The following is a 15,159-nucleotide window of genomic DNA, read 5'->3' on the forward strand; positions in this document are numbered from 1 at the left end:
TCGACTTAACGCTTGAAGTCATCGCATGCCTGGAGAACCTGGTGAACGTCGTCTTGTGGATCATCGCCGGCCTGCTTGCCGCGGCTTTCGCGGCCGCCGGAGTGATGAAGCTGTCCCAGTCGAAGGAGAAGCTCGCCGCGTCCGGCATGGCCTGGACGGAGGACTTCAGCCCCGGCATGGTCAAGCTGATCGGCGCACTGGAGCTCCTTGCTGCCGTCGGGCTGATCCTGCCCGCGCTGCTCGGCGTCGCGCCGGTGTTGGTCCCGCTCGCCGCGACCGGCCTGGCCCTGGTCATGGTCGGCGCGATCGCGACGCACGCCCGGCGCAAGGAGCACCAGGCCATCGCCGTCAACGTGGTCCTGCTGGTCCTCGCCGTCTTCGTGGCGTGGGGCCGGTTCGGCCCGTACTCGTTCTGACCCGGCACCGGGCCGCCCCCCGGCCATCGCGACGACAGCAGGTGCATCTCGTGACCAGCCACACCGTTGACCCGTTCCGCCCGGCCACCCCGGCCGGTGCCTACGACGACCTGCTCGCCCGGGTCCTGCCGCAGGCGCGTGACCAGCGCATCTGGGAACCGGCCGACGGGCCGCTGCCGGCCCTGTTCGTCAGCCACGGCGCCCCGCCCACCCTCGACGACCCGCAATGGCTCGCCGACCTGTACGCCTGGGGCCGGTCCATGCCCAAACCCCGCGCGATCGTCGTGGTCTCCGCGCACTGGGAGAATGCCCCGGCCGCGGTCACCGGATCCGCGGCCGGTACCCCGCTGTACTACGACTTCGGCGGCTTCCACCCTCGCTACTACACGCTGCAGTACGCCACCCCGGACGCCACCGACCTGGCCCGCCGCGTCGCCGGCACGCTGGGCCGGTACACCCCGGTGCACCAGTTCACCGGCCGGGGCCTCGACCACGGCGCCTTCATCCCGCTGATGGCCATGTACCCGGCCGCGGACGTGCCGGTCGTGCAGCTGTCCATGCCCAGCCTCGACCCGCAGGCCCTGCTGACCCTCGGCCGGCGTCTGCGCGGCCTGCGCGAGGAGGGCATCCTCGTCATCGGCTCCGGGTTCATGACGCACAGCTTCGCCGTCATGCGTAACCCCGCCCTCGCCGGTCACACCGAAGCCTTCGACGGCTGGGCCGCCGACGCGCTCGCCCGCGGCGACCTCGACGCCCTGACCGACTACCGCGCCAAGGCACCCGGCGCCGCGGTCGCCCACCCCACCGCCGACCACTTCGTCCCGCTGCTGCTGACCGCCGGCGCCGCCACCGACCCGGCCACCGCCACCAGCGCCATCGACCGCATCTGGTACGGCAACTCCATCCGCTCCCTCCAGATCGACTGACGCGAACGAGTCGACCCGGGAAGAGGAGATCGCCGGCGCCTCCGCGCGGGTCAGACCGTGAGGGTCGCCCGCGTTGCCTGCCGTACCGCGCGCTCCGCCTCGGTGGGATGGCCGGACGTCGCGGTCTGCGCGACCGCGAAGAGCTCGACGACCACCTTCACCGCCGCGGCGTGCGGTCGGCGGCGGCGAAGAGCTCGCTGAGCAGGATGGCGGCGACGACCTCGCTGAGCAGGATGGCGGCGACGACCTCGCTCAGCGGCAGAGCCGCGCCCTTCAGCGCGCTGCGGGGGGCGCTGACCAGGGCGCGGGGGTGCCGCCCGGCCGGGCGTGACAGAGGTACATCGCCGGGTGCGTGAACTCTGTCGCCGCAGAGCCGGCAGCGTGGTCGACTCGTCGCGGGCGAGCAAGCCCCGGGCGGCGGGTCGGCTACGGGTGCCGGGTTTTGCGGTGCTGGCGGTCGGCGCTGCGGGTGCGTGCCTGGGTGAGCAGCCGGTCCACCTCGTCGGCGGTGGTGGGGCCCGGGTTGACCACGCAGGCCCAGCCCTGTACGGCGTAGGCCGGGTGGGGCAGGAGGCGGTCGGTTTCGGTGAAGTCGAGTTTGTCGCTGTGGGTGGCGAAGTCTTCCGGGCCGTAGCCGAACAGGTTCTGGAACTCGGCGCGTCCTACCTCGATGTTGAGCCGGTAGCGGCCGGGTTCGGCGAGGCGGGATCGTTCGTCGAAGTCGGGGACGTCGTGCCCGACGATGGTGGCGAACGGGCGTTTGCGGTCGTCGCCGGCGAAGAAGAAGCGGTCGCCCCAGGTGAAGGGGGGCATGTCGGAGCCGGGTGGGATGCGGGTCTCGGTGACGCCGGGGAGGCCGGTGATCCGGGCGGCTTGGGCCGCTCCCGGTGCGGTGCCGATGTGCAGGATCGCGTCGCTGGTCTCGATCGTGGCGGTGTCCAGGGGGAAGTGGCCGAGCAGGTCGGTCGTGCGTTCGCGCAGGTCGCTTGCGGTCGGTGGCGGGTAGATGCCGGTGTCGGGGCCTAGGTGGTGCTCGTAGGTGCCGGGTTCCGGCCGGTCGAGGCCGATCGGGCCGCTCGCGCCGAGGCTGCCGGCCACGTAGAGGTATTTGTCGCCGAGCAGTGGGGCGACGATCGAGCCGGCGCCGTTCCACTGTGCTGCCAGGTCCTGGCCGTCCCAGTGGCTGGCCCATCGGCTCGGGTGGCGTTGCAGGTGGGCGTTGTTGGCGGAGACGAGGATCGGCCCGCGGTCGCGTTCGAGGGCGAGGATGTCGAGCAGGTTCTGTGCCATCAGGGCGTCCCGGGCGGCGAGCAGGCGGCCGATGCGCTGCGACTGGGTGCCCGGTTCGGCCATGGCGGCGTGGTAGCTGAGCAGGCCGATGGCGGTGGTGGCGAGCACTCTGGCCCGGTTCCAGGCCGGTGTGGAGGTGTCCTGGATGAGGCGGGGCGCGTCGGCGTACAGCTGGGTTCGGAAGTTTTCGGCGAGGGCGCGCAGGGCGGCGGCCTGCGGTGTGCGGCCGGGGGAGCGGCCGGCGTCGTACATGATTTCCTGGTTGGTCCAGGTGTTGTCGTCGCCGACGAGGTGGTCGAGGTCGGTGGCGGGGGTGCTGAGGTAGTCGCGCAGTTCGCGCAGGATCGGGCCGGGGCTGGGGGCGCCGGTGATCTCGGTGGGTGCGTCGAAGCCGTGGAAGGTGATGCGGTCGCCGGGTGGGTGCTCGGCGTTGTGGGCGCGTAGCCAGTCGATCAGTTCGCGGGTGGCGGGGTGGGTGCCCCAGCCGTGGCTGATGCCGGTGGTCAGGTCGATGTCGTCGCGGCGGCCCTGGACGTAGTCGTCGACGGCGAGGGCGGCGGCCCGGTCGGATTCGATGGCGATGGCGCGGAAGCCGTGTGCGGCGAGTGTTTCGAGGATCCGGTTGCGCAGGCGGGGGAACGCCGGTTCGCCGTGGTAGGGCTCGCCGAGGGCGAGCAGGTGGGGCCGGTGGGTGGCGATGAGGGTCTGCAACGCGGTGTCGAAAGCCATGGCCTCAACCGTATCGTTGAACCGCCCTTTGAAACTTTGGCTCGCTTCTGCTGCTGGGGGGTCCGTTGAAGTCTCAATCCGGGGTGTATCGGCCGGTGGATCTGGCGCGGGCGCACGGGTTGTCGGCGCAGGCGGTCCGCAACTACGAGCAGGGTGGGATGATCCCGCCGGCCGCGCGGACGGCGAGTGGTTATCGCGTCTACACCGACGAGCATGTGGGCGCGCTGGGCGCTTATCTCGCGCTTGTTCGGGGGTACGGCTATCGCGCGGCCGGAGAGATCATGCGGGCGGTGCTGCGGGGTGACCTGCCGGCGGTGTTGGCCGTCGTGGGTGCCGCCCATGTGCGGTTGCAGCGTGATCGGGAGACGGTGGATCGGGTCGCGTCGGCGGCGGTGGTGCTGGCCTCGCACCCGGTGGGTGCTGCGGGGCCGGGTGGCCCGGTGTCGATCGGTGTGGTTGCGCACCGGCTCGGTGTCACCCCGGCCACCTTGCGTAAGTGGGAGCGTGCGGGTGTGCTGGCTCCGGCGCGGTCGCGGGCCGCGCGGGCTTATTCCCCCGATGACGTACGCGACGCGGAGCTCGCTCATCTGTTGCGGCGCGGGGGTTATCGGCTGGAGCACATCGCGGCCGTGCTGGAGCAGGTGCGGGCCGCGGGTGGGCCGGGGCCGCTCGCCGCGTCGATCGAGCAGTGGCGGGAGCGGCTCACGGCTCAGGGCCGGGCGATGCTCACCGGGTCTGCGCGGCTGGCGGATTTCCTGGAGTTACGGTCGCCGCCAGATGGCTTCCCATTGGGTCCATCGGCCGGCGCCGGGTGACGTGCGCGGGGTGTGGTGTGCGCGGAGGCCGAGCAGGGGCGTCCAGTCCTCGAACAGGGCGGCGAGTTCCGGTTCGCTGAAGAAGTGGATCGTCAGTCCGTTCTTCGGGCCGGCGGTGTAGCGGACGGAGAGGCTGCCGTCGGGGTCGCGTTCGACGAGTTCGTGTTCCGGCCGGATGTCGGTTGCGGCGGCGTTGACGCGGACGCACAGCAGGCCGCCCGGCTGGACCCGGGCCTGGGCCGCGCGGATGTGGTGCTGCGCGGTGTGCCGGTCGCCGTGCTGGAAGACCTGGATCGCCACGATCAGCGGCCACCGTTGTCCGGCGGGCAGGGCGGTGAGGTCGCCGTGCACGAGGCGGCCGGCGCGGTCGGGCCGGGCGTGCGTCAGTTGGCGGATGGCTTCGCCGGAGATGTCCAGGCCGAGCAGGTCGAGTCCGGCGTCGACCAGCGGTAGCAGGTTGCGGCCGTTGCCGCAGCCGAGGTAGAGGCCGGCGGTGATCCCGGCGGTGCGGGCGGCGGTCAGGATGTCGGTGACGAAGGCGACCGGGGGTTCGCCGACGTAGCGTCCGCGCCGGTATTCCTCGTTCCAGGCCTCGGCGGCGGTCATGGGCTCAGTCTGGCAGAGCCGCTAATTCGGTTGCCGGTGCCGGGTGGGCGCGGCAGGGTGGGGGTTGCACCTGACACCGCGACAGCGAGGAGTGGTCTCTTCATGTGATAGCGACGCCGGCTCCTGTTTGCGCCTGGTGAGTGCTCCGGGCGTACCCCTGTCGGTTGTCGCCCTTGGAGATCTCCTTGCTGAAAGTTGTTTCGCTCGCCGCGACCCACGACGGTGATCTGCTCTTTTCCGGTTTTGACCTGGTTCTGGGTGCGGGTGACCGGATCGGGGTGGTGGGTCCGAACGGGGCCGGTAAGACGACGTTGCTGCGGCTGCTGGCGGGGCAGTTGCGGCCGGCGGCGGGTTCGGTGACGGCCGGGCCGGGCGTGCGGGTCGGGTATGTGCCGCAGCAGATGCCGGATCCGGACGGGACGGTGGCCGGCTTCCTGGAGGGCGGGCTGGGTGAGCTCGCGGCGGTGACGAGTGAGCTGCGGGTGCTGGAGCGGCGGCTGGCGGCGGGGGAGGACGTCCTCGGCGAGTTCGGCGTGGTGCAGGAGCGGTGGACCGCCCTGCAGGGGTGGACGGCGCAGGCGCGGCTGGCGGAGGTGCGGCAGCGGCTGGGGATCGAGCACCTGCCCGATGATCTGCCGGTGCGCGCGGTGAGCGGTGGTGAGCAGGCGCGGCTGTTGCTGGCGCGGGCGCTGCTGGCTGCGCCGGATGTGTTGCTGCTGGACGAGCCGACCAATCATCTGGATGCCGAGGGCGCGGCGTGGCTGCGGGAGTGGCTGCGGGGGTTCGCCGGTGGGGTGCTGGTGGTCAGTCATGACCGGGCGTTCCTGGATGCGGTGGTGTCGCGGGTCGTGGAGCTGGACGGTATTCACGACGAGCCGCAGGACTTCCCCCATGGCGGATACACCGCGTATCGGGCGGAGAAGCAGCGGCGGTGGGAGCGGCTGTTGCTGGATTTCGAGGCGCAGGAGAAGGACCGCCGGCGGTGGGAGGCGGATATCGAGCGGACGAAGCAGCAGGCCCGCGGGGTGGAGCTGACCACCGGGCTGGGGGTGGCGGCGCCGCACCTGAAGCGGGTGGCGCGGCTGGTGGCGCGCAAGGCGAAGGTCCGCGAGCGGCGGCTGCGCCGGCAGATGGAGTCGGCGCGGTGGATCGCGCGGCCGCGGAGCCGGCCGCCGCTGACCCTGGCCTTCCCGGGCGACGAGGAGCAGGCGGGCGAGGTGGTGCTGAAGGTCCGGGAGCTGACGGTGGCGTTCGGGCAGCGGGTGCTGCTGGACGGTGTGGAGCTGGATGTGCGGCGCGGTGACCGGATTCTGGTGACCGGGCGTAACGGGTCGGGCAAGTCGACGCTGATGCGGGCGCTGGCCGAGGCCGGGGGCGGGGACGAGGTGGCGGTGTTGCCGCAGACCTCGGACGGGATGCGCTCGGAGGCGACGGTGCTGGAGTTCTTCCGGGCGCGGGTGCCGGTGTATGTGGATGATGCGGAGCGGCTGCTGGCGGGGCATCAGTTCGGGCCGGATCAGTGGGATGTGCGGACGCGGAGCCTGTCGGCGGGGGAGTTGCGGCGGCTGATGCTGGCGGTGCTGGTGAACAGTCCGGCGCGGGTGCTGGTGCTGGACGAGCCGACGAACTTCCTGGATTTCGATGCGCTGGACGTGGTGGAGGAGGCGTTGCGGCGGTACCGGGGGACGCTGCTGACGGTGACGCACGACCGGTATTTCGCGGACGCGGTCGGGCACACCCGCCGCTGGCACGTCGAGGCGGGCGCGGTGACCGAGAGCTGACCTGTCTGGCATGTCGCGGACAGTTGCGGCGGGCGGGAGCTGAGACGATGGGCGCCATGCAGGTGGTGCCGAGGCAGGGTGGCGGCGCGCTCGCCGGGTTCGGGGCGGCGGAGCAGGTCACCGAGGCGTGGCTGGCGAATCGGCGGTTGTCGGAGCACACCCGGGCGGCGTATCGGCGGGATGTGGCGGCGTGGCTGGCGTATTGCGCGCAGCGGTCGGTGGAGCCGTTGCAGGCGTCGTTCCTGGAGGTCAACGCGTACGCGCGGGGTCTGGAGGCGCAGCAGCTGGCGCCGGCGACCGTGGCCCGTAAACTGTCGGGCCTCTCGAGCTGGTACGACTTCCTGGTGAAGGTCCGGGCGGTGGAGGCGAACCCGGTGGGTGGCGCGGACCGCCCGTACGTGTCCCGGGATCATTCGGCGACGGTGGGGCTCGCGCCGCAGGAGGTGGATGCGCTGCTCGCGGCGGCCCGGGCGGCGGGTCCGCGGCACCGGGCGGTGGTGACGCTGCTGGCGGATCTCGGGCTGCGGGTCGGTGAGCTGGTCGGCCTGGACCTGACCGACGTCGGCTGGGAGCGCGGTCACCGTACGGTCCGGTTCGTCGCGAAGGGCGGCCGGTCGCGGCGGCGGGTGCTGACCGCCGAGGCGGCCGCGGCGCTCGACGACTACCTGGCCGTGCGTGGCGCCGGGGACGGGCCGCTGTTCGTGACCTCGACGGGCGCGCGGATCGACCGGCACGGCGTGTTCCGGCTGATCCGGCGGCTGGCGCGGGAGGCGGGGATCCCCGCCGCGGAGCAGTTGTCGCCGCACTCGCTGCGGCACGCGTTCGCGACCACGGCCCGCTCCGAGGGCGTGCCCCTGGAGGATGTGCAGGACGCGATGGGCCATGCCGACCCGCGGACCACCCGCCGCTACGATCGGGACCGGCACAACCTCGACCGGGATCCGGCGTACACGATCGCCGCCGCCCGTGCCCGCCGCGCCGGGGCGGGATAGCTGCCCCTATGCTCATCCGCGGTCGGGGTTCGTGACAAAGGCGGTCGGGTGTGAACATTTTCGAGGCGGTGCTGCTGGGCGCGGTGGAGGGGATCACCGAGTTCCTCCCGGTGTCGAGCACCGGTCACCTCACCATCGTGGAGAAGCTGCTCGGACTCGACATCGCCGCGCCCGACATCACCGCGTTCACCGCGATCATCCAGTCCGGCGCCGTGTTCGCGACCGTGATCTTCCTGCGGAAGGATCTACTGCGGATCGTCGCGGCCTGGTTCAAGGGCCTGGTCGGCGCGGACGCCCGTAAGGACCCCGACTGGCGGTTCGCGTGGGCGGTGATCCTCGGCTCGATCCCGATCGGCATCGTCGGCCTGGTGTTCCAGGATGCGATCGAGACGACGCTGCGCAGCCTGTGGGTGGTGGCCGGCGCGCTGATCCTGTGGTCGGGGGTGATGGCGTTCGCCGATCACGCGGCCACGCAGGTGCGGCACGAGGACGACACGACCTGGAAGGACACGCTGATCATCGGCGTGACGCAGTGCCTGGCGCTGATCCCGGGGGTGTCCCGGTCGGGTGCGACGATGTCGGCGGGTCTGCTGCGTGATTTCGACCGGGTCACCGTGACGAAGTTGTCGTTCTTCCTGTCGATCCCGGCGCTGCTGGGCGCGACCGTGCTGCAGATCCACGACGAGGCGGGCAACATCGCCGCCGGGGTCGGCTGGGTGAACACGCTGGTCGCGACGGCGGTGAGTTTCGTGGTCGGGTTCGCGTCGGTGGCGTGGCTGCTGCGGTACGTCGCCAAGCACTCGTACGCCATCTTCATCGCCTACCGGGTGGTGCTCGGGGCGCTGCTGATGGTGCTGCTGGCGACGGGGACGATCGCCGCGAAGTGACCGGGCTCGGCTAGGCTCGGGGACCGTGGCGTGGCGCCGGATCCAGATGAGCCGTCAGCATCCGTGGCGGGCCGAGCATCCTGACGCGGTCCGGGTCGACCGGTCGACCCGGTGGGGCAACCCGTTCTCCATCAAGGAGGAGGGCGGTCGCCCGGCGGCCGTGGCGAAGTACCGGCAGGCCCTGGATGCGGGGACGCTGCCCGGGATCGGCAGGCACGAGCCGGTCACCGTCGACGACATCCGCGCGCACCTCGCCGGGCACGATCTGGCCTGCTGGTGTCCCCTCGACGGGCCGTGCCACGCCGACCACCTGCTGACGATCGCCAACGGCTAGAGGGCGTACGGGTCGCAGAGTCCCGCGGGCGGCGGCGCGCCCGGCGCGGCGAACCAGGCGTCCGGCGAGTCGAGCCGCAGCCGCGACCACTCGTCCAGGCCGGGCAGGGCCGGCCGGTCGAACCAGCCCACCTCAAGCGACTCGTCGCCGTCGGCGCGGGCCGCCCCGCCGACCGGCCGGCAGTGGAACCACACGTGCAGGTAGTTGCAGTCGTCGCCGTTCGGGTAGCGCACCGGGTGGGTGGCGACCCCGCCGAGCCGCTCGACCGTGACGTGGATGCCGGTCTCCTCGAAGACCTCGCGCACCACCGCGTCGGCGGGCTGCTCACCGGGGTCGATCATCCCGGCCGGCAGCGACCAGCGCCCGTTGTCGCCGCGGCGCACCAGCAGCACCCGCCCGGCGTCGTCGTGCACGATCGCGCCGGCCCCCGGCAGCAGGAGCAGGTCATGACCGACGTGAGCGCGCAGCTTCGTCACATACGGGGGCACCGGCACGGCCGCAAGATTAGCCGGGACAACGACCGTACGATATCGTAGTATCCGATATCGTGATACTGCTCGAGCTGCACCGCGCCACCCACGCCACCCTGCACGCGCTGCACGCCCGGCTGCACGACCTCGGCCTCACCTCGGCCGAGATCAACGCGCTCGGGGTGCTCGCCGACGGCCGCGAGCGCACCGCCGGCGAGCTGGCCGGCGAGGTCGGCAGCCGCCCGACCACGCTGACCAGCGTCCTGGACCGGCTCGAAGGCCGCGGCCTGCTCGCCCGGGGCCCGCGCCCCGGCAACCGGCGCGTCGTCGCGCTGACCCTCACCGAGCCCGGCCGGGCCGCCGCCGCCCGCATCCGGAAAACCATGACCGATTTCGAGTACGAGGCCCTGGCCGCCCTCGACGACACGGCCGTCACCGCCTGCCGCGCGGTGCTGCACGCTCTCACGGAGGTACCCCGATGACCACCTTCGAGCAGTTGTCCGCCACCGTCGGCGGACGCTTCGACCATCGCGCCCACGTGCACGTCACCTGGCTGGCCGTCCGCGCGGCCGGCATGCCCGACGCGATCGCCCTGGTCAGCGACGGGCTGCGGGGTACGGCCCGCTACGCCGGGGTCCCGCAGAAATACCACGCCACGGTCAGCCGCGCGTGGGTCGAACTGGTCGCCCACCACACCGCCGAAGACCCGGCCGCCGACTTCGACACGTTCGCCGCCCGCAACCCGGCCCTGCTCGACAAGCGGCTGCTGACCCGCTTCTACCGCAGCACGACCCTGGCGGGCGCGGCGGCACGCAGCGGCTGGGTCGAGCCCGACCTGGCGCCGTTCCCCTGGCACGCCGCCTGACCGGGGCGGGCCGCCTGACCGGCTCGCGCCGGCTGACCGGCTCGCGCTGGCTGACCGGCTCGGGCCGGCTTGAGCGGGGCGGGTTCCCGGCGTACCGGGAAAGCGGTTTTCAAGTGGTCGACGGGGGCGGGAACCAGGCCGGCCCGTCCGGCGCCGCGGTGGTCTCGATGCGCAGCAGGATGCTCTCGCTGAGGCCGGGCGGCAGCGCCGCCGGCTCGAACCAGCCGACCTCCAGGGACTCGTCGCCGTCCGGGCGGGCCTGGCCGCCGACGGCCCGGCACCGGAACCAGACGCTCAGGTACTGGCAGCGGTCGCCGTTCGGGTAGACCGACTCGTGCACGGCGACCCCGCCGACCCGCTCGACCTCGGCGTGCACCCCGGTCTCCTCGAAGATCTCCCGCACCACCGCGTCGGCCGGCTGCTCGCCGGGCTCGATCATCCCGGCCGGCAGCGCCCAGCGCCCGTTGTCGCCGCGCCGCAGGAACAGGATGCGCCCGGCGTCGTCGCGCACGACCGCGCCGGCGCCGGGCAGCAGAAGCAGGTCGTGGCCGATGTGCGCGCGCAGCCGGGTCACGTAGGGGGAAGCAGGCATCCGTCCTTTATAGGAGGTTCGGCTTCGTTCCGGGCCGATCGACACCCCCGCCGGGGCGGATCGACCGGATCGCCGTTCGGGCCGCCCGGGCTGCGGTAGCGTCGCGTCGGGCCGGCCCCCATCGGTGCGGCGCTCGGCGGGCGCTTCGCTGCCAGGCCGCCGACGGGCTGCCGTCCGGCCGCGGGGCCCGCTGGCAGCCTGCCGGGCCGGCGCGGTCGCCGGCTCCCGGTGTGACTGTCGCGAAGCGGAGAGGGCGGATGACCACTGAGGAGACGGCCGATGGCGGCGGCGGGCCGCGGATGCCGGGGCTGGCCGAGCCGGCCCTGGTGCTGCTGGTCGGTGCGTCCGGCTCTGGCAAGTCGACCCTGGCGCGCCGCCACTACCGGGCTTCGCAGATCGTGTCGCTCGACGGGCTGCGGGCCGTGGTGGCCGACGACGAGTGCGACCAGGACGCCACCCGCGACGCGGCCGGCCTGCTGAAGGCGATCATCGCGGCCCGGCTCGCCCGGCGGCTGACCACCGTCGTCGACGCCACCAACGGCGTGCCCGCCGAGCGGGCCGAGCTGATCGCCCTGGCCGCCGCGCACGCGATGCCGGTGGCGGCCGTGGTCGTGGACACCGACCTCGACGTGTGCCTGGCCCGGCAGCACGCCCGGCCCGGCCCGCTGCCCGGCCGCCGGTGGGGACGCGCCGTGCCCGACCCGGTGGTGCGCAACCAGCACGCCCGCACCCGGGCCAGCGTGCCGGCGCTGCCCGGCGAGGGCGTCACCACGGTGCTGCACCTGACCGGCTCCGATCCGGACGGACCAGAGCCGGCCGAAGCGGCAGGACTCGGCGGCTAGCCAGGTCCGAGCTGCGGTCAGCTGCCGCCGGCGGCGACCGCGATCACCAAGACCGGCACGACCGGTCAGCTGCGGCGGCCGCGATCACCAAGACCGGCACGACCGGTCAGCTGCCGCCGGCGGCGACCGCGATCACGAAGACCAGCACGATCAGCGGGATCGCCAAACCGGCGTAGGTCGCGGGGCGGGCCAGCAGGCTCGGGCCGGGGTTCATCGGGGGCCGGCTCGGGCCGTGCGGGTTGGGCTGCGGGGGTGCGAGGCGGGCGACCTTGCCGCGGCGGATGAGATTGATCAGGACCGTGATCGGCGTGATGATGACCGACGCGTAGCCGTACCAGCCCTGCAGCAGGGTGCGGGAGGTCATGTGGCGGTAGACGCCCAGGCCGCAGTCGCGGCAGAACGGGCCCGGGGTGCTGAGGAACCGCATCATCACGATCATGCCCTGGTGCCCGCGGAAGGTGGTGTCCACGGCCGGGACGCTTCCGCAGAGGCGGCACGCCGTGAACTGCATCTGCCCGGGATGGGGCTGCTGGCCGGGGAAGGGCTGGCCGGGAGCGGGTTGCATGGCGGGGGCAGGTGAGTACGGGGCCGGCGGCGCGGCAGGGTACGGCTGTGTGGCCGGGACCGGCGGGCCGGCGTAGCCCTGCGCCGCAGGGCCGGCCGGCGACTGCGGACCGGCGAAATAACCGGGGGCGGCCGGCGCCGGGCCGTGGCCGGCGGGTGCGCCGTAGGCGGGGGCGCTGAAGGCGGGCGGCACCGGGGCAGTCTGGTAGGGGGCCGGCGGCGGGGCGGCGGCCCAGCCCGCCGGCGGGCCGTAGGCCGGGGGAGCGGCCGGCGCGCCGGGGACGGGGTGGGGCTGGGCCGGCTGCTGCGGCTGGGACATGCGGGCGCACCTCGGGAACTCGTCAAGATCAGGGGAAGACGCGTCAGGGTACTTGGTGCGTACGGTTGGCGCTGCCCCGAACGGGGGTCGTCAGCGCAGGGTCATCGGGATCTCCTGATCCACCCGCCTCAGTTGTCTCGGGGTTGCGCACGTCGCACAGCCCGACGTGACCGGCCGTGAGCCAGGTCACCGGCCAGCGCCCGGCGGCGTCCGGGCGTACTGTCGGAGGCCGACGCGAGGAGTCCTATGCCGCTGACGCCGGCCGACATCCACAACATGTCCTTCAAGAAGTCCACGCTCGGGCGGCGCGGCTATGCCGAGGAGCAGGTCGACGCCCTGCTGGACGAGGTCACCGCCGAGATGATCGAGCTGCTGGACAGCAACGACGCCCTGCGCGCGCAGGTCCGCCAGGCCGACGCCGCCGGAAAGCGGGCCGCCTCGGACGAGCTGGACCGGGAGCGGCAGGCCTGCGACGCGGCCGAGACGGCCGCCCGGGGGCTGCGGGGCCGGCTGGACGACGCCCGCGCCGCCGCGGCCGCCGATCGGGCGGGCGACGATGGCGGCCCGATTCTCGCCATGGCCCGGCGCACCGCCGGCCGCGGGGTGGACGACGCCGACCGGCAGGCCCGGCAGCTGCTGGCCGACGCGCGGGAGCAGTCCGAGCGGATCGGCCGGCAGGCCCAGGCGGCCGCGCAGGACATCGCCGAGGAGTCCAGGCGCCGCGACAGCGCCGCGCGGACCGCGCTGCGGGAACGGCACGCGTCGCTGGTGCGGGAGATCGGCGAGCTCACCGAGTTCGCCGAGTCCTACCTCGCCGCGCTGCGCGATCACGTCCGCCATCAGGCCGGGCTGTAGCCGCCAGACCCTTGGCCGGCGTCCTCAGAGGCCGAGGGCGGCCCGCACGAGAGCGAGGGCGGTCTCCGGCGGCACGCCCAGCGACCGGGTCGTCGCGGCGTAGGAGTCGGCGGCCTGCTGGGCCCGGACCGAGGTGCCCGCGGCCCGGGCGGTGATCACCGTGCCGAGCCGGCCGCGGGTCTCGACCAGCCCGGCCGCCTCCAGCTCCCGGTAGGCGCGGGCGACCGTGTTGACGGCCAGCCTCAGGTCGGCGGCCAGGGTGCGTACCGGTGGAAGCTTGTATCCCGCGGGCAGGTCACCGCCGGCGGCCAGCGCGGCGATGCGCAGCCGCACCTGCTCGTAGGGCGGGGTCGGCGAGTCCGGGTCGACGCGGATGTCCATCAGCGCAGTCTGCCGCCGGTGCGGGCGGATCCGCTCGACGACCCGCGGCCGCGCGTCACAGCAGCCTCGGCGGGGTGTTGCCGGCCGCGGTGATGGCGCGCCTAATCGGGACCAGCGCCAGCAGCACGCCGCCGACCAGGAAGAACACGATCAGCGAGACGATGCCGAACCGGTAGCTGTTGGTGATCTGGAAGACCACGCCGAACAGCAGCGGCCCGAGCCAGCTGGTGCCCCGGTCGCTGATCTCGTAGAAGCCGTAGTACTCGCCCTCGCGGCCGGCCGGGATCAGCTGGGAGAACAGGCTGCGGCTCAGCGCCTGGCTGCCGCCGAGGATCAGGCCGATCGCGACGCCGAGCAGCATGAACGGCAGCGGCTCACCGGCCGGCAGCCAGTACGCGGCGATCACCACGGCCAGCCACAGGGCGAGGCTGAGCAGGATGGTCTTGCGGGCGCCGATCCGGGTGGCCAGGTAGCCCAGCAGCAGCGCGCCGCCGAACGCCAGGAACTGCACCAGCAGGATCGTGACGATCAGCGTGGACTGGCCGAGCTTGAGCTCCTCGGTGCCGTACTGGCTGGCCAGCGCGATCACGGTCTGGATGCCGTCGTTGTAGATCAGGTACGCGCCGAGGAAGAACAACGTCAGCGGGTACGCGCGGATGCCCTTGATGGTGTGCCCGAGCTGCCGGAAACCGTCGAGCAGCACGTTGCCGCGCGCCGCGGTCGACTCCTTGCCCGGGTGGTTGCGCAGCCAGGCGAGCGGGACCAGGGTGAACAGCGCCCACCAGACGCCGGCCGAGACGATGCACCAGCGGGCGATGTCCAGGGTGCGCTGGTCGTCGCCCTCGACCTTCAGCACGGTGACGGCGACCAGGTTGAACGCGAGCAGCAGGCCGCCGCCGAGGTAGCCGAGCGCCCAGCCGCGGCTGGAGACCTTGTCCCGCTCGTCGGGGGCGGCCAGCTGCGGCAGGAACGAGTTGTAGACGACGATCGACGCGCCGCCGGAGATGTTCGCGACCAGGAACAGGGCGCCGCCGAGCAGGTACCGGTCGCCGGTGACGAACGCGAAACCCATGGTGGCCGCGGCGGCGATGAACGCGGTGACGGCCAGCAGCAGCTTCTTGCGCGGGGTCCGGTCGGCCACCGCGCCCATCACCGGCAGCACGAACACGGTGAGAAAGACCGAGAGCGAGACGACGTACGGGTAGAACGAGCCCGGCGGGATGGACAGCCCCAGCGGGTGCACCCGCCCGGTGCAGTCGTCAACGTCGGTCGACAGCCGGCACCCGGCGGCGACCTTGGCGATGCTGGTCAGGAACGGGCCGAGGAAGACCGTCAGGACCGTGGTGGCGAACGCCGAGTTGGCGAAATCGTAGAAGTACCAGCCGGTCCGTTCCCGGCGGCCGGCCGCGGGGACGTCGGTGGGGGTGCCGGTGGCTGCGGCCATCGTGGCGGCTCCTGCTCGTCGATCGGGACGGCGACACTATGCCATCCGCGA

The 15,159-nt window shown here is 73.0% G+C and carries 18 protein-coding genes; 11 read left to right on the plus strand and 7 right to left on the minus strand.

The window, feature by feature from the left end; genetic code table 11:
• Positions 1-41: 41 nt before the first annotated feature.
• Positions 42-416, plus strand: a complete 375-nt coding sequence (locus tag ODJ79_RS02005; protein ID WP_263021542.1) for a DoxX family protein — start codon at positions 42-44, stop codon at positions 414-416.
• Between the two features lie 50 nt (positions 417-466).
• A complete protein-coding gene (locus ODJ79_RS02010; protein WP_263021543.1) occupies positions 467-1,342 on the plus strand; it encodes a dioxygenase in 876 nt (291 codons plus the stop codon).
• 426 nt (positions 1,343-1,768) lie between these two features.
• Here the strand turns inward: ODJ79_RS02010 and ODJ79_RS02015 are convergent, their stop codons facing one another.
• A complete protein-coding gene (locus tag ODJ79_RS02015) occupies positions 1,769-3,361 on the minus strand; it encodes an erythromycin esterase family protein (RefSeq protein ID WP_263021544.1) in 1,593 nt (530 codons plus the stop codon).
• An 83-nt stretch (positions 3,362-3,444) separates the two neighbouring features.
• Here ODJ79_RS02015 and ODJ79_RS02020 point away from each other — a divergent pair, with 83 nt between their 5' ends.
• Complete coding sequence (locus ODJ79_RS02020; protein ID WP_263021545.1) at positions 3,445-4,176, plus strand: MerR family transcriptional regulator; 732 nt, start codon at positions 3,445-3,447, stop codon at positions 4,174-4,176.
• Here ODJ79_RS02020 and ODJ79_RS02025 read toward each other — a convergent pair.
• Positions 4,123-4,782 (minus strand): class I SAM-dependent methyltransferase, encoded by a 660-nt coding sequence (locus ODJ79_RS02025; RefSeq protein WP_263021546.1) that lies wholly within the window; start codon positions 4,780-4,782, stop codon positions 4,123-4,125. The two genes, ODJ79_RS02020 and ODJ79_RS02025, sit on opposite strands and share 54 nt — an antisense overlap.
• A 185-nt stretch (positions 4,783-4,967) precedes the next feature.
• Here ODJ79_RS02025 and ODJ79_RS02030 point away from each other — a divergent pair, with 185 nt between their 5' ends.
• Genes ODJ79_RS02030 through ODJ79_RS02045 form a run of 4 tightly spaced genes read left to right on the plus strand, consistent with a single transcriptional unit; the run spans position 4,968 to position 8,776 of the window.
• Positions 4,968-6,563 carry an ABC-F family ATP-binding cassette domain-containing protein gene (locus tag ODJ79_RS02030; protein ID WP_263021547.1) on the plus strand — a complete coding sequence of 532 codons (1,596 nt, stop codon included), beginning with the start codon at positions 4,968-4,970 and terminating at the stop codon, positions 6,561-6,563.
• Between the two features lie 47 nt (positions 6,564-6,610).
• Positions 6,611-7,555: a tyrosine-type recombinase/integrase gene (locus ODJ79_RS02035; protein WP_263021548.1), complete on the plus strand. Its 945-nt coding sequence runs from the start codon at positions 6,611-6,613 to the stop codon at positions 7,553-7,555.
• A gap of 50 nt (positions 7,556-7,605) precedes the next feature.
• On the plus strand, positions 7,606-8,442 hold the full coding sequence (locus ODJ79_RS02040; protein ID WP_263021549.1) for an undecaprenyl-diphosphate phosphatase: 837 nt from the start codon (positions 7,606-7,608) through the stop codon (positions 8,440-8,442).
• A 25-nt stretch (positions 8,443-8,467) separates the two neighbouring features.
• Positions 8,468-8,776: a DUF4326 domain-containing protein gene (locus ODJ79_RS02045; protein ID WP_263021550.1), complete on the plus strand. Its 309-nt coding sequence runs from the start codon at positions 8,468-8,470 to the stop codon at positions 8,774-8,776.
• On the opposite strand, the gene ODJ79_RS02050 is transcribed toward ODJ79_RS02045, so the two are convergent.
• Positions 8,773-9,270, minus strand: coding sequence for an NUDIX hydrolase (locus tag ODJ79_RS02050; protein WP_263021551.1), 498 nt, complete (start codon positions 9,268-9,270; stop codon positions 8,773-8,775). The two genes, ODJ79_RS02045 and ODJ79_RS02050, sit on opposite strands and share 4 nt — an antisense overlap.
• Positions 9,271-9,323: 53 nt before the next feature.
• On the opposite strand from ODJ79_RS02050, the gene ODJ79_RS02055 reads away from it, so the two are divergent.
• Both ODJ79_RS02055 and ODJ79_RS02060 read left to right on the plus strand, forming a co-directional pair.
• A complete protein-coding gene (locus ODJ79_RS02055) occupies positions 9,324-9,728 on the plus strand; it encodes a MarR family winged helix-turn-helix transcriptional regulator (RefSeq protein ID WP_263021552.1) in 405 nt (134 codons plus the stop codon).
• Positions 9,725-10,111 (plus strand): hypothetical protein, encoded by a 387-nt coding sequence (locus ODJ79_RS02060; protein WP_263021553.1) that lies wholly within the window; start codon positions 9,725-9,727, stop codon positions 10,109-10,111. Before ODJ79_RS02055 ends, ODJ79_RS02060 begins: the two co-directional genes overlap by 4 nt.
• Before the next feature lie 109 nt (positions 10,112-10,220).
• Here the strand turns inward: ODJ79_RS02060 and ODJ79_RS02065 are convergent, their stop codons facing one another.
• Positions 10,221-10,703, minus strand: a complete 483-nt coding sequence (locus tag ODJ79_RS02065) for an NUDIX hydrolase (RefSeq protein ID WP_263021554.1) — start codon at positions 10,701-10,703, stop codon at positions 10,221-10,223.
• A gap of 257 nt (positions 10,704-10,960) precedes the next feature.
• Here ODJ79_RS02065 and ODJ79_RS02070 point away from each other — a divergent pair, with 257 nt between their 5' ends.
• Entirely contained in the window at positions 10,961-11,545 is a 585-nt protein-coding gene (locus ODJ79_RS02070; RefSeq protein WP_263021555.1) for an AAA family ATPase, read from the plus strand.
• A gap of 106 nt (positions 11,546-11,651) precedes the next feature.
• On the opposite strand, the gene ODJ79_RS02075 is transcribed toward ODJ79_RS02070, so the two are convergent.
• A complete protein-coding gene (locus tag ODJ79_RS02075; RefSeq protein ID WP_263021556.1) occupies positions 11,652-12,428 on the minus strand; it encodes a hypothetical protein in 777 nt (258 codons plus the stop codon).
• Between the two features lie 246 nt (positions 12,429-12,674).
• Here ODJ79_RS02075 and ODJ79_RS02080 point away from each other — a divergent pair, with 246 nt between their 5' ends.
• Positions 12,675-13,283 carry a DivIVA domain-containing protein gene (locus ODJ79_RS02080; RefSeq protein ID WP_263021557.1) on the plus strand — a complete coding sequence of 203 codons (609 nt, stop codon included), beginning with the start codon at positions 12,675-12,677 and terminating at the stop codon, positions 13,281-13,283.
• 24 nt (positions 13,284-13,307) lie between these two features.
• On the opposite strand, the gene ODJ79_RS02085 is transcribed toward ODJ79_RS02080, so the two are convergent.
• On the minus strand, positions 13,308-13,664 hold the full coding sequence (locus tag ODJ79_RS02085; protein WP_263021558.1) for a GntR family transcriptional regulator: 357 nt from the start codon (positions 13,662-13,664) through the stop codon (positions 13,308-13,310).
• A gap of 55 nt (positions 13,665-13,719) precedes the next feature.
• A complete protein-coding gene (locus ODJ79_RS02090; RefSeq protein ID WP_263021559.1) occupies positions 13,720-15,108 on the minus strand; it encodes an MFS transporter in 1,389 nt (462 codons plus the stop codon).
• Between the last annotated feature and the right edge of the window lie 51 nt (positions 15,109-15,159).

The sequence above is a fragment of the Actinoplanes sp. KI2 genome (assembly GCF_025630775.1).
In the GTDB taxonomy this organism is placed as follows: domain Bacteria; phylum Actinomycetota; class Actinomycetes; order Mycobacteriales; family Micromonosporaceae; genus Actinoplanes.

What these genes read in the sequence shown, in the direction of transcription:
- ODJ79_RS02015 (WP_263021544.1), bottom strand. Translation starts at nt 3,361, where the DNA reads ATGGCTTTCGACACCGCGTTGCAGACCCTCATCGCCACCCACCGGCCC.
- ODJ79_RS02025 (WP_263021546.1), bottom strand. Translation starts at nt 4,782, where the DNA reads ATGACCGCCGCCGAGGCCTGGAACGAGGAATACCGGCGCGGACGCTAC.
- ODJ79_RS02035 (WP_263021548.1), top strand. Translation starts at nt 6,611, where the DNA reads ATGGGCGCCATGCAGGTGGTGCCGAGGCAGGGTGGCGGCGCGCTCGCC.
- ODJ79_RS02060 (WP_263021553.1), top strand. Translation starts at nt 9,725, where the DNA reads ATGACCACCTTCGAGCAGTTGTCCGCCACCGTCGGCGGACGCTTCGAC.
- ODJ79_RS02065 (WP_263021554.1), bottom strand. Translation starts at nt 10,703, where the DNA reads ATGCCTGCTTCCCCCTACGTGACCCGGCTGCGCGCGCACATCGGCCAC.
- ODJ79_RS02070 (WP_263021555.1), top strand. Translation starts at nt 10,961, where the DNA reads ATGACCACTGAGGAGACGGCCGATGGCGGCGGCGGGCCGCGGATGCCG.
- ODJ79_RS02075 (WP_263021556.1), bottom strand. Translation starts at nt 12,428, where the DNA reads ATGTCCCAGCCGCAGCAGCCGGCCCAGCCCCACCCCGTCCCCGGCGCG.
- ODJ79_RS02080 (WP_263021557.1), top strand. Translation starts at nt 12,675, where the DNA reads ATGCCGCTGACGCCGGCCGACATCCACAACATGTCCTTCAAGAAGTCC.
- ODJ79_RS02085 (WP_263021558.1), bottom strand. Translation starts at nt 13,664, where the DNA reads ATGGACATCCGCGTCGACCCGGACTCGCCGACCCCGCCCTACGAGCAG.
- ODJ79_RS02090 (WP_263021559.1), bottom strand. Translation starts at nt 15,108, where the DNA reads ATGGCCGCAGCCACCGGCACCCCCACCGACGTCCCCGCGGCCGGCCGC.